The sequence below is a fragment of the Petrotoga sp. Shatin.DS.tank11.9.2.9.3 genome (genome assembly GCF_003665005.1).
Taxonomy (GTDB): domain Bacteria; phylum Thermotogota; class Thermotogae; order Petrotogales; family Petrotogaceae; genus Petrotoga; species Petrotoga mobilis.
Genome location: NZ_JGVT01000006.1, coordinates 129,024 through 142,104 on the forward strand (window position 1 = coordinate 129,024; position 13,081 = coordinate 142,104).

The following is a 13,081-nucleotide window of genomic DNA, read 5'->3' on the forward strand; positions in this document are numbered from 1 at the left end:
TGTGAAAAATGGCTACTATCGACGTAATCGGTGGGATTTTTTTAGACATTTATATAGTTAAAAATGATGGTTTTCACAATTCTGAAATTTTACAACTTCCGGGAGGATCGGCACTAAATGTGGCTATCGGTCTTTCTCAATTAGGCCATAATGTGAGGATGTTCGGTAATGTGGGAAAAGATTTCGTTGGAGAGTACTTGTTGGAAAAACTATCCTTTCATTCTGTTAATGTTGAATGGATAAAGATGGTTGATAAAAACACTGCTACTTTTATTACATTAAATGAAAAACCAATTGCAATAGATAGAAGAATAAATGATTTAGATTTGTTTATACCAAAGAATAAATCAGAGTATCTCTTCATCACTACCGAAACTAATGAACGAATAATAAACAGCGATATTTTTCTGAATTACAAAAAAATCTTTTTTGATATAGGTCCCAGGCCAAAGTTAATAGATAAAAGGTGTGAAAATGTGTTTTTTATTGGTAACGAAAAAGAGTGTGAAAATTTTCTGTTTACCTGTGATGTTGTGAAGATGGGAGAAAAAGGGGCCAAATGGGGTGAAAAAATAGTAGCATTATCTGGCCAAAAGGCTTCATATGAAATCGGTATGGGTGACGTGTTTGATACAGTCTTAATAGACGGAATTTTGAATAATTTAGAGAAAGAACAAATTCTACAAAATGCCGTGGACGCTACTCAGAAAATCTCAGAATACTTAGGAGCTTACAACAAAATTATCAATATGAAGTTTAAATAATAATATTATTGACTTTTAGATGCTAAAGCTTCCTTCTTCTCACCGTATTCTATCACGTCTTTTAACGTAATTTTAGATAGTTCATTGAATATTGCATTTTGTACCCTTTTCCAGACAAATTCGACAGGACAATTTTTTTGGTTTTCACATTCACCCTCGGAAATACAATCATACGAGTTCAACGGCACTTCTAAGACCTCTACAATTTCCGAAAGGACGATTTCTTCAGGTGCTTTTGTAAAATAAAACCCTCCAAATTTACCTTTTTCCGAAGAAACTATATTGGCTTTTTTTAACTCGGCAAATATCTTTGCCAAAAATTCTTGAGAAATACCAGAACTTTCAGCAATCTTCGCTATTGAGATTTTGTTGTTTTTCTCATCTTCGTTTCTGTTTTGAAGTTTATACATTTCATACAAACCACGTATGGCATAACAACTTTTTACTGTTAACGACATTAAACTCCTCCGCCTTTATTTTTTTTATAGTCCCTTGAAGAATTCTAAGACCCTTTTAAGCGCCCCTTCGCCCCGCTCCCCACCCATAAGGAAAAGGTTTTATTATTTTGACCCAAACCCAGAAAATCATAGGAGTCTTTACCTTTTCGCTCCTCTATCTGCTCTAACAGAAAACGGCATTCTTTTCACAATCATCGGTATAAATAACAGTTGAAGAATTATACCGGGAATTCCGAACATATAACTCATCAAAATTGAAGTTAGAGGACTAAGGTTTATGTTAAGTATTAGTCCTATGGTGTAATAAGCTATCATATATACACCTCTACCTATCAACATTGATACTATAAGATTAAAATATATGTTTTTCTTATTTAAAAGTCCTGATATAAAACCGTAGGTTGCAACTTCTATAGTCATAAATATAAAAACAGGGAATGGTGGCATACCAAAAAGCAAAAAATTTAAAACAGGCATCAAAGCCCCTACAAGTAATCCAATCGTTGCCCCTTCCATGATACCAGCCATTAAAGCAACAAAATGCAACGGTAAGATTATTGTTCCCAGCATTGGATTGCCAATACCATGAACCAAAAAAGAAAAAATAACAACACCCAATGCTATATATACAGGCGATCTTGCGACTCTTCTTAGGGTTGTCTGGCGAGCAGTAGTGTTTTCCATCTAAATCACTCCTATTTTGATGTATGAGCTAAATTGTAATTAAATTTTTGAACGTATAACTGTTTTGTTTTGAATAAGGTACTACTTGAAACAAATCCATGTTGAAACAAAATTCCAGATCATCTTTGAGCCCAAGATTTTTAAGCCTTTTGGCATGATCGGAATTCATAATTAAACTTCTCTTGCTATTTGTTAAATTTAAAGATACTTTTGCGCCATCGTTCAAGTGGTAAGTTTGCTTTTCCATGATTCTTTGAACAAATAATCCAGCTAAATATGAATCTTCTAAAGAAACGACCCCATTGGTACCAGAGCACACTATGCCAATATTTTGAAAATCCCTCTGTATTATGAAATCTACGACAGAAGAGAAATTTAGCAACGAAAGGGCAATCGTATCCCCAAGTTCGTTTATTTTTTTCATAGCTTTAGATCCGTTGGAAGTGGTTAGTACAATCGATTTTTTCCTTATTTTATCAGAATTATTTAAAAATTCCAACGGAGAATTGCCAAAATCAAAACCTTCTAACTTTATAGCCCCTCGTTCTCCAGCGAGTAAATATCCCATATTTTTCAATTCTTTTGCCATGTTGATGTCGTCTGTTACAAAAATTTCTTCAGCACCACAATGTAGTAATGCTGATATGCTAGAAGTAGCCCTTAAAAGATCGATAAGGACATAGATCTGATGATTTTTTATATTCTCATTCGGTAGAAAATAGACATTCAATTCTCGTTCAAAAAGACTTTCTTCTGTTATCTTAATCGATCTCCTTTTCTTCTGGAGTGAGATAGGTTTCTAGCCCGTAATATTCGAGATGCCACGTTTCGTTTAAAGAAGCTAAAACGTATCTATAATCTCCTTCATATATAACGTGTGAGACAGACGTATTGTCAACTCTAAAAGAAGTGTGTTGATTAAGTGGAATATTGAGAATCCATGAAATAATGGTCCTAATGGTTAAACCATGTGCAACTACCACTATTCTATCCTCTAAGTTATGCTCCTTAACTATCCTTTTTATTGCCCTTACCGCTCTTCTTTGAACATCACCTAAAGCCTCAACACCTTCCACCAATGCCCAGATATCTTTATGCCAATATTCTAATTCTTCTTTGTAATTAAGAAGTATCTCTTCTAACTTTTTCCCATCCCAACTTCCTATATTACATTCGTTCAAATCAGGATCTTTTACTATTTGCAAATTGTGGTATTGATTGATGATTTCTCCCGTTTTAATAGCTCTTTTTAGAGCGGATGTATACATTGCATCTATTTTCATATCTTTAAATCTTTCTGCGGTTGCCTTCGCCTGACTAATTCCTTCTTCATCAAGCTCTACGTCTCTTTGACCTTGCCAAATTCCCATTTTGTTCCAAAGTGTAGCTCCATGTCTTACTAAATAAATATCCAAAACTCAAACACCTCCAATTATTCCCATTCTATTGTAGCAGGGGGTTTTGATGAAATATCGTAAACCACTCTTGTAATTTCTTCAACTTCGTTGGTTATTCTGCTGGAAACTAAGTCCAAAATTTCAAAGGGAACCTTAGACCAATCTGCAGTCATTCCTTCCACACTATCAACGGATCTTAAAGCTGCCACATAGCCATAACTTCTTTTATCCCCAGTTATACCAACCGTTTTTACCGGTATTAAAACAGCGAAAGCCTGCCATACTTTATCGTACCAGCCTGTTTCTTTAAGGGTGTTTATAAAAATATTGTCTACCTTTTTTAAAATGGTGAGTTTTTCATCGTTTATTTCTCCCATGATTCGAATCGCCAATCCCGGTCCTGGAAATGGATGCCTGTACAGTATCTCTCTTGGGAGACCTAAGATTTCTCCAACGCTTCTAACTTCGTCTTTGAAAAGTTCTTTAAGTGGTTCCACTATTTTTAAATCTATATCCTCTGGAAGCCCTCCCACGTTGTGATGGCTCTTTATCTTGAATGTCTTTTTCCCGGATTTTGCACTTTCTATGACATCTGAATATATTGTTCCCTGTATTAAATACTCGCAACCTTCTTCTTTTTTTGCTTCTTGCTCAAAAACCCTTATAAACTCTTCCCCTATGATCTTACGTTTTTGTTCGGGATCGGTGACCCCTTTTAATTTGCTTAAAAATCGCTCCTGGGCGTCTACTGTTGTCAAATTCAAACCCATATAATCTCTGAACGTGCTTTCAACTTCTTCAACTTCGTTCATTCTCAAAAAACCATGGTTTACAAAGATAGCTTTCAGGTTGTTGCCAATAGCCCTGTGGGTTAGTACAGCGGCAACCGATGAATCTACTCCACCTGATAAAGCTATAATTGCCTTTTTATCACCTATTGTATCTTTTATTTCTTTTATCTTATTTTCAACAAAATCCATCAAGGTCCAAGAACCTTTCAAACCACATATACCCTGAATGAAATTTTTCAATATATCAGTTCCGAATTCAGTGTGTCTAACTTCCGGGTGAAATTGAATGCCGTATATATTTTCTAATTCGTTTTCAAAAGAAGAGATGATATTGTTTGAGGTGAGAGAAGTAATTTTAAATTTCTCAGGAACCTTACTCACCATATCCTTATGGCTCATCCAAACGTTAAATGTACTAGGAATCTTTTTAAATAAGAGGGATTGATCGGTTATGTTAATCTTCGTTTTTCCATACTCAGCTATACCTCTTTGTTCAACCTTCCCGCCAAGTTTCTTCGCTATAAGTTGCATTCCATAACAAATACCTAAAATAGGTAGTTCAGCGTTCAAAATTTCATCTGATATATCGGGTGCATCGATATTATAAACACTGTCAGGTCCACCGGATAAGATTATGCCTTTCACATTGCTAAGGGATATATTATCGTCATACTGAATTACTTCTGAAAATACCCCCAGATCCCTAATCCTTTTTGCTAAAAGCTGAGTGTACTGAGAACCATAATCGATAACAAGAATCTTTTCCATTGAAGAACCTCCGAAAACGAAATGTTTTGATTATAACATTATAACCCTTTGCTTTTTATCAGGTTCATATGAAGATAAATCCCTGTTTTTGAATAATAAGGTGTAAATATTACTTGCCAAAAAATCGTATTCAATCTGATTTAAATAGATTTCAGGAATACTTTGATACCTTTTTTTGCTTGATAATAAATTGTCGTTTAATCTATTATATATTTTTCTGTATGTCGATGGGGTAGTAATAATTGGATAAGCAGAAAGATCTTTCATTTTACCAAGTAACTCTTGCCCCTTCTCTGTGAAGGCTAAAACCCTTAAATATTGTGGTCCGTGATTGTTGTATAATTTCACGTCTCTTTCTTTTAAATCAAAAAAAATCTTTAAAAGCGTTCTTTTTACTCGCGTCAACGTAAACCTTTTCGTCTTGACGTGGTTTACTAATTCTGTGAGGTTGGAACTTATTTTCGAAAATTTTGAATATCTAGTTTCTAATCCTTCTTTTACACCGTCTATTTGTATTAATTCTTCTTTTTTCATCATTCGCAGCTTACCTAAAATCATATCTCTCATATCTTCAAACATGATTGGAGCCTTACCTTTCTCAATCTCCCTGCGAAGAACTTCATATGAAAGGGATGGAACCCCCTGTCTAACTTTGTTCATCTCGTTTTTTTCTATAAGATTTCGTATCGCAGTGGCACTGGAAATTTCACCTGTGAATTCTTTTTGATTATATTCAGCTTTTATTCTTTGAATAGTGTGTGGAATAATCTTTGAATCATATAATTTTAAGGCATTTAAATACTCTAAACCTAAGATATCGTTTGATTGTTCTAATATGTCTATCACATTGGGTTCGTAATTTGAAGATTCTAAATACTCGACTAAGGCAAACTTTCGAGCATTTGGAAAAGATAAACCTTTTTTTAAATGTTTATTGAGTAACTTTTTAAAAGTTTTGGGTTGTTCGTATAAAATGTTCGATATTTTATCCAAAACTTCTAAATTACTCGATTCACTACCAAAAACTATATCTGTAACAACATTGGTTCTCTCTAATACGCCTATGGACCCCATAGCGAAGCCACTTGCATCTTGTATACAATAGACAAAAGGCAATTCGAAGACGATGTCTACTCCCATATTTACCGCAACTTCTGCACGCGAAAACTTATCCAAGATCGCAGGTTCTCCTCTTTGGACAAAATTCCCACTCATCACAGCGATTGTGTAATCAGGGTTAATTAAAGTTTTAGCTTCTCTCAAATGATGAAGGTGTCCATTATGAAAGGGATTGTATTCAACAACTACACCTAAAACTTTCAAAATTGGTCTCCTTATGTAAAATATTGCCTTTTATATTTATTATACCAGATTTGTGTACGTCATTTGCAAACATCATTTGCAAACATCATTTGCGAAGCAAGTGAGCTATTGGTAATTATTTCTAAGGCATTACAAAAAGGCATTTTGCACAGTTCAGCAAAATTAATTAAGTATTTAATGAATTATAATCTAAATATGTTAAAATTATAAAAAGCAAATTAATAGATATATTTAAAAAAGGAGTAGAAAGACTTGTGAATATTTTACTTTCAAATGATGATGGAATAATGTCTCCAGGTATTATCACACTAAAAACTTATCTCCAGCAAAAGCATGATGTTTACGTTGTCGCTCCCGACATCGAAAGAAGTGCAACAGGGCATGGAATTACAGTGAGAAACCCTCTTTGGGCTAAAAAAGTTAAGTTTGGAGATACTTTCTTTGGTCACGCAGTGAATGGAACACCTGCCGATTGTGTTAAAATTGGATTAGACGCGATATATAAAGACATACATTTCGACGTGGTAATCTCCGGTATAAATAGGGGAGCCAATCTTGGAACAGATGTCCTTTATTCTGGTACCGTTTCTGCGGCGTTGGAAGGCGCTGTTGGTGGTTATCCTTCTATCGCTGTTTCATGTGTTGACTTTTCCAATCCTAACTTTGAAGATGGAGCAAAGGTTGTTTTGAACATATTGGAAAAATTAGATTTGAACAATTGGCCAGAATTTACTACATTAAATGTCAATATCCCAAAAATCCCTTACGATGAAATGAAGGGGATAAAAATTACCAAGCAGAGTAGAAGAAGATACCAAGATTACTTTGAAGAAAGAAAAGATCCTTTTGGGAATTCTTATTATTGGATGTTGGGAAATATCATAGAAGATGATAACGATGACAATTCAGATTACAACGTAATAAATCTAGGTTATGTTGCTGTAACGCCGCTAAGTGTTTTCATGACAAAATATGATTTTATAGATGAATTAAAATCACGGTTGGAGGTTTAAAGAGATGGAAATTAGACTTATTGGAGACCCTGTTTTAAGAAAAAGGGCAAAAAAAGTGGAAAATTTCGATGACAATTTAAAAGATGTCATTGATGAGATGTTTTCTACAATGTATCTATACGATGGAGTTGGTTTAGCTGCACCTCAAGTGGGAATATCTTTGAGGTTTTTCATCATGGATTCTCGGGAAGAAAATGAAAAGGGCAAAAAAGTTGTTATTAATCCCGAAATAATAGAGTTCTTAGGAGAAGAGGTTAGCTTTGAAGAAGGATGCCTAAGCATTCCTGATATATTTGAAGATGTTGTTAGACCTGAAGGTGTGAGGGTGCGTTATCAGGATTTAAGTGGCAACGTTATAGAGGAAGAACTTCACGGGTATCAGGCAAGAATATTTCAACATGAAACAGATCATCTCGATGGTATTTTATTCACAGACAAATTATCTATCGTAAAGAAAGCCCGATTGAAAAAGGAACTGAACAGACTTATAGAAAAAGGTAAAGAACGTGCATTAGAGTTAGGTGAAACGGTAAAAACATGACAAATAGTAAGGATTTTAAAATTGTTTTCATGGGAACACCTGATTTTGGTGCCCAAGTTTTGGAAGAATTAATAAAAAACAATTTCAATGTTGTTGGAGTATTTTCCCAACCTGACAAACCTAAAGGGCGGGGAAAAAAGTTTCAACCACCAGCGGTTAAGGAAGTTGCCCTAAAATACAATGTCCCGGTATTTCAACCAAAAAGCGTTAATAAGGGAGAGGGGTTTAATTTTTTGAAAGAACTGAACCCTGACATTATTATCACCGCTGCTTTTGGGAAAATATTAAAAACAAATGTTTTAAAACTGCCAACAAAAGGGTGTTGGAACGTACATGCTTCTCTACTTCCGAAATATAGAGGAGCAGCCCCAATTCAACGAGCTATAGAAAATGGAGAAAAAGAAACAGGAATCAGTATTTTCAAGATGGTAGAAATTCTGGATGCAGGAGATATTGCCATTCAAAAACGTGTCCCCATTGAAATAAACGACAACTATGGTGTTGTTTATGAAAAATTATTATCACTTGCAAAAGAAACTGTTTTAGAGTTTTTGAACTCATTCGATCATTTAACTTTGAAACTACAAAACGAAGAAGAAGCCTCATATGCAGAAAAAATTACAAAAGAAGATCTAATTGTAGATTTTAATAATGATGCTATAAAGGTTCATAACAAGATTAGAGCTTACGATCCATACCCCGGGGTAAGAAGCGTCTACGAAAAAGAAGAGGTAAAGATATTTGGGTCAGAATTTTCTGCTAATTTGTTGACCATAGAAAATAAAGAAGGATCTGGAACAATAATAGGTATTGAAAAAGACGGAATACTTGTAAAATGTAAAAATGGGGCTGTAAAGATAAAAGAGATACAATTCCCTGGTAAAAAAAGAATATCTACAATAGATGCCATCAATGGGAAAAAACTAAAATTATTGGGACACTTTAACCCTTATTAAAGAAAAACTTTTCAGCATTGCTTTTTGTGATCTCTTTCAAAGTTTCAACATCAATCCCTTTTATTTCTGATATTTTCTCATAAACATATTTTACGTACGTCGGGTTGTTTCTTTTTCCTCTGTATGGTACGGGAGGTAAAAATGGTGAGTCTGTTTCAGGTAAAATTCTTTCAACAGGTGTTTTTTCAACCACTTCCCTCAATTTATTATTTTTTGGATAAGTAATCGGCCCATCAAAACCTAAATATAATCCCAAATCCAAGAATTTCTCAGCCATTTCCCAATCACTTGAAAAACAATGAACGACACCTTTTCTTGCTGGCAACCCTTTTTTCTGCAAGAAATTGTATGCCTCTTCATATGCGTCTCTAATATGGAAAACTACCGGTAAGCCCATTTCTTCAGCAATATCTAATTGTGCATCCAAACTTTTATACTGATCTTGTTTATTCGTTTCCCAATAAAAATCCAATCCAATTTCTCCAATAGCTACAATCTTAGGCTTTCCTGCCAGTTCTTTTATTTTATCTAAATCTGTTTCCTTTAAATCCTGGCTTTCAGTGGGATGTATTCCGACAGCTCCAAATATTTTTTCCTCATCTTTTACAAAATCAACGACACTTTTTGAAGACTCTACATTTATACCAACTTCTATCAACAGATCCAACTCTTCATTAGCTTTTTTCAACATCTCTTGCCTATCATCATCAAACTGTTTGAGTAACAAATGGCAATGAGTATCAATAAAATTCAAATTATTTGCTCCCTTCTCAAAATAGACTTCACTATCACCTAAAATTATACAAATTGAGACCAACTTCTGAATCAAATTTTCTATCTACTGCACCCTCTATACTTTCAACTACTATTTCAGCGGTTCCGCTAACTATTGCAGAATTCAAATGGCCACCATAAGAATGAAGATCAGAATCTGAGATACTCACATGTAAATGCAAATAAGTTTCTCCATTCATAGTAGATATGTTACCTGTGAGATTCAAAATTTCAAAATCTCCTTTAAACTCTTTTGAAAAGTATTTCTTTTCATGAGTATTGAACAAACCAATAGTTATAGCGTTCGTGGAACCCAAACCATATACAGTGCCCAATTTTATTGAATTTTTTGAACAAAAGTCTTTCAACGTTGAAACGATTTCTTCTCCCTTATCCAACCTAACTATGTATTTACTACCAAATTTAGCAAAATCCATCTGGCACTCCCCCTTCAATTAGATTATAAAAATCATACCACACATTTGTTATGATGGCTTTAAGCAAAAGAAAAACATTGTTAGTTTGCTTTATTAATTTATAATTAATGATTTATATGGTAAAATAGTATAAAAGAAGGGGCGCTAATACTCATAAAAGAAGAAATTTGTTTTTAAAAAAGTTACAGTTTGGAAAGGGGAAGAATATGAAAAAAACCTTTGTTTTTGATTTAGATGGAACTCTTTTAAATTCTGAGGTAAGAATTTCGCCAAAAACATACCAAGCTTTGAAAAAGTTGAAAGAAGAAGGACATATTATAATAATAGCAAGTGGAAGAATGTACGCTTCAACTATGTACGTAGTGGAAAACTTTCTACCTTTTTTGAAAGGGAATGTGATTATTTCCTCATACAACGGGGGATATATAGTCGATCACAATGGAAAAGTAGTTTTTGAAAAAGGTGTAGCAAATGAAAGTGCAATTAAATGTATAAAATTTCTTAGAGACCTTAATATCCACAGACATATCTATATAAACGATAAACTTATTTCGGAAATAGACGATAAAGAGATTAGAGATTACTCTAAACATTCATTTGTTGATTACGTACTGATAGATGATTTAATAGCTGAAATAGAAAACTCATCTCACCCAACATTAAAAATATTAGCAATTGGAGAGTCTGATAAAATAGACCTCGTTAAAAAATTAGCGGAAAAAGAATTCCAAAGAGAGTTTAACCTAATGAAATCTTGGGATACCTACTTGGACTTTATTCCTTACGGTGTCTCCAAAGGAAATAGCTTGAAGATAATTTCAAAAATCTACAACTTAGATCCAAATACTCTTTACGTTTTTGGTGATTCCGAAAACGATATAGACATGCTTGAATTAACAAAAAACAGTTTCGCGATGGGAAACGCTAAAGAAGATGTAAAAAAAGTAGCAAATTACTTGTTACCAAGTAACGATGAGGATGGTGTGGCATATGCCATTGAAAAGATACTGGCTGATGATCTCGACAATGTTAATTCTTAGCTTTACTTTTGGAAGTATATACGATATAATACAAGAGGATAATCAAATAGTTGGAAAATTTTTTCATACTTTAACCGATATTGAAAATGCTGAATTAGACCCAAATTACATCGTGGGCTATTTTTTGGATTTAAATGAGATAGATCCCGAACTTTGTTATTTGGCGTTAGGAGCAGTTAGAAACTTTTCTTTAATTCAGAATTTTTCAAGAGAATTAGGTTATCACCTTAAAAATTTGGGAATTGATTTTGTTGTTTTTGGTAATTTAATGGTTTTGGAAGAAGATACTGATGAACCTTTAAAGTATATTGGAAATTCACCTTATTTGATATCTGAAATCCTCTATAGAATGATAAGAGGATTAGAAACAAGTGGTGTCACCCCTGTAATCATTATAACCTCCAAAGACGATAGAAATGCCACACAATCATTACTTCAAAAGAGTGGATCGTTTTATACTTATTCAGATCAAATAAAAAATGTGGATATCTTTTTTGATGGTAATAATCTTTATTTGCAGAAAAACAATCTATTTTCACTTCCGTGGAATTACGGTAAAGATACTCTCGAAGAAACAATTCAGGAAATTTTTAACAATAGCATCGTATTAACGGGATGGCGAGATGAAGGAGAAAACTTATTATATAGAAAAATAAATACTACAGATTTAAAATCGGTAACGTATTTTTCCAAATCAGTTGAAGAAAGTGCAAGGAAGGTTTTTTCTGGTGAATTATTACCTACCGGAAATAAAAATTGGTAAATGTTCTTTCATTATTTCTTAGGGGGGCTTAAATTGAAAAGTATTGGATTAGATACATCTGGAAAAATGATCATAAAAGGACCTCAAAAGGCACAAGGCACTTTGACCGTTTCCGGCTCAAAAAATGCTGTGTTGCCAATAATGGGAGCTTCTTTACTCACTGATGATGACATTGAGTTAAGGAATGTTCCAGATTTAGCCGACGTTAGAACTATGATTGAAATACTAGAAAGTGCGGGGAAAGAAATCGAACGTTTCGATGATCAACTTATAATTAAAAGCTCCGGAACTATCAATTCTGAGATCCCGTATGAACCCGTAAGAAAAATGAGGGCTTCTTTCAACGTTTACGGTCCATTAACCCTTAGAAATGGTTATGCAAAAGTTGCCCTTCCAGGTGGTTGTTCGATCGGTGCAAGACCTGTGGACTTTCATTTAGAGGGTTTAAAGAAGTTGGGTGTTGAAAGTTCTATAGAACACGGTTTCGTAACAAGTAAATTGAACAAACCCAACAACCAAATAAATATATCTCTACCGTTTCCAAGTGTTGGAGCTACAGAACACGTTTTGACCACCGCTTGCTTATTAGAAGGCGTAAAAACGACTATCACCAATTGCGCTATAGAGCCAGAAGTAACTGATTTAGTAAACTTTCTAAATAAAATGGGAGCTAAGATAACAGGCGGTGGAACCTCAATATTGAAGATTGAAGGCGTAAAAAAATTATCGGGGGTAAAATACACCATAATTCCTGACAGAATTGAAGCTGGTACATACATCATACTAGGTAAACTCGTGGGCGAAAAACTAACCATAAAAAATGTATCTGCTGAACATCTAAATAGTTTATTCTCAGTGTTTGATAATATTGGAAGCCCAATAGATTACGACGAGAAAAAAAGAGAAGTAAAAGTAGCGGAAACTCTTCTTAACACCTTGAATAGTATCAGCATGGAGACAGCTCCTTTTCCAGGCTTTCCAACAGATTTGCAGCCTCAGATCACAACATTTTTATCTTTGGTCCCAGGGAGATCTACAATAACGGAAACTGTGTTTAAAAGTAGATTTTACCATATTGACGAATTGAACAGAATGGGTGCTAAGATTAGGGTAGAAGACAACACGGCAATTATAGAAGGAGTAAACAAACTATCGGGAGCGCCTGTAGAAGCTACAGATCTTAGAGCCGCAGCAGCTTTACTTATAGCTGGACTCGTTGCAGAAGGAGAAACAATTATTTCGAATGTGGATCATATCTTTAGAGGATATGAAAACATACACGAAAAATTGGAACAAGTGGGTATAGAATTAATTTATGAAAAATAAGATTTTTTTCTAAAACTTCAAATAATAAAAAAGCTGGCTTTTTTAA

General features: G+C 34.1%; 15 protein-coding genes. 7 read left to right on the top strand and 8 right to left on the bottom strand.

What is annotated here, in order from left to right; genetic code table 11:
- The first annotated feature begins 8 nt into the window (after positions 1-8).
- Positions 9-764, top strand: a complete 756-nt coding sequence (locus tag BZ25_RS07265) for a PfkB family carbohydrate kinase (RefSeq protein WP_121514316.1) — start codon at positions 9-11, stop codon at positions 762-764.
- Positions 765-769: 5 nt separating this feature from the next.
- On the opposite strand, the gene BZ25_RS07270 is transcribed toward BZ25_RS07265, so the two are convergent.
- From BZ25_RS07270 to BZ25_RS07295, 6 genes are all read right to left on the bottom strand, one after another.
- Entirely contained in the window at positions 770-1,222 is a 453-nt protein-coding gene (locus BZ25_RS07270; RefSeq protein WP_103064773.1) for an Rrf2 family transcriptional regulator, read from the bottom strand.
- A 138-nt stretch (positions 1,223-1,360) separates the two neighbouring features.
- Entirely contained in the window at positions 1,361-1,906 is a 546-nt protein-coding gene (locus BZ25_RS07275) for an ECF transporter S component (RefSeq protein ID WP_012207899.1), read from the bottom strand.
- 28 nt (positions 1,907-1,934) lie between these two features.
- Complete coding sequence (locus tag BZ25_RS07280; protein WP_012207900.1) at positions 1,935-2,636, bottom strand: 2-phosphosulfolactate phosphatase; 702 nt, start codon at positions 2,634-2,636, stop codon at positions 1,935-1,937.
- 31 nt (positions 2,637-2,667) lie between these two features.
- On the bottom strand, positions 2,668-3,321 hold the full coding sequence (locus BZ25_RS07285; RefSeq protein WP_012207901.1) for a histidine phosphatase family protein: 654 nt from the start codon (positions 3,319-3,321) through the stop codon (positions 2,668-2,670).
- A gap of 17 nt (positions 3,322-3,338) precedes the next feature.
- Complete coding sequence (gene guaA / locus BZ25_RS07290) at positions 3,339-4,862, bottom strand: glutamine-hydrolyzing GMP synthase (RefSeq protein ID WP_121514317.1); 1,524 nt, start codon at positions 4,860-4,862, stop codon at positions 3,339-3,341.
- 30 nt (positions 4,863-4,892) lie between these two features.
- Complete coding sequence (locus BZ25_RS07295) at positions 4,893-6,185, bottom strand: nucleotidyltransferase (protein ID WP_012207903.1); 1,293 nt, start codon at positions 6,183-6,185, stop codon at positions 4,893-4,895.
- A gap of 254 nt (positions 6,186-6,439) precedes the next feature.
- On the opposite strand from BZ25_RS07295, the gene surE reads away from it, so the two are divergent.
- The 3 genes from surE to fmt are packed head-to-tail and all read left to right on the top strand — an operon-like array spanning position 6,440 to position 8,695.
- On the top strand, positions 6,440-7,198 hold the full coding sequence (gene surE / locus BZ25_RS07300) for a 5'/3'-nucleotidase SurE (protein ID WP_121514318.1): 759 nt from the start codon (positions 6,440-6,442) through the stop codon (positions 7,196-7,198).
- A gap of 4 nt (positions 7,199-7,202) precedes the next feature.
- The gene (gene def / locus BZ25_RS07305) at positions 7,203-7,739 is read left to right on the top strand and encodes a peptide deformylase (protein WP_121514319.1); all 537 of its coding nucleotides are present in this window, start codon (positions 7,203-7,205) and stop codon (positions 7,737-7,739) included.
- The gene (gene fmt, locus BZ25_RS07310; RefSeq protein ID WP_121514320.1) at positions 7,736-8,695 is read left to right on the top strand and encodes a methionyl-tRNA formyltransferase; all 960 of its coding nucleotides are present in this window, start codon (positions 7,736-7,738) and stop codon (positions 8,693-8,695) included. Before def ends, fmt begins: the two co-directional genes overlap by 4 nt.
- On the opposite strand, the gene BZ25_RS07315 is transcribed toward fmt, so the two are convergent.
- A complete protein-coding gene (locus tag BZ25_RS07315) occupies positions 8,682-9,449 on the bottom strand; it encodes a TatD family hydrolase (protein ID WP_121514376.1) in 768 nt (255 codons plus the stop codon). The genes fmt and BZ25_RS07315 overlap by 14 nt on opposite strands.
- A 34-nt stretch (positions 9,450-9,483) precedes the next feature.
- Positions 9,484-9,906 (bottom strand): PPC domain-containing DNA-binding protein, encoded by a 423-nt coding sequence (locus BZ25_RS07320; RefSeq protein WP_121514321.1) that lies wholly within the window; start codon positions 9,904-9,906, stop codon positions 9,484-9,486.
- Between the two features lie 206 nt (positions 9,907-10,112).
- Between BZ25_RS07320 and BZ25_RS07325 the strand changes: the two genes are divergently transcribed.
- The 3 genes from BZ25_RS07325 to murA are packed head-to-tail and all read left to right on the top strand — an operon-like array spanning position 10,113 to position 13,035.
- A complete protein-coding gene (locus tag BZ25_RS07325) occupies positions 10,113-10,946 on the top strand; it encodes a Cof-type HAD-IIB family hydrolase (RefSeq protein WP_121514322.1) in 834 nt (277 codons plus the stop codon).
- Positions 10,897-11,709 carry a hypothetical protein gene (locus BZ25_RS07330; RefSeq protein WP_147429939.1) on the top strand — a complete coding sequence of 271 codons (813 nt, stop codon included), beginning with the start codon at positions 10,897-10,899 and terminating at the stop codon, positions 11,707-11,709. The genes BZ25_RS07325 and BZ25_RS07330 overlap by 50 nt, the downstream gene beginning before the upstream one ends.
- Before the next feature lie 33 nt (positions 11,710-11,742).
- The gene (gene murA / locus BZ25_RS07335) at positions 11,743-13,035 is read left to right on the top strand and encodes a UDP-N-acetylglucosamine 1-carboxyvinyltransferase (protein ID WP_103064785.1); all 1,293 of its coding nucleotides are present in this window, start codon (positions 11,743-11,745) and stop codon (positions 13,033-13,035) included.
- Positions 13,036-13,081 lie beyond the last annotated feature (46 nt).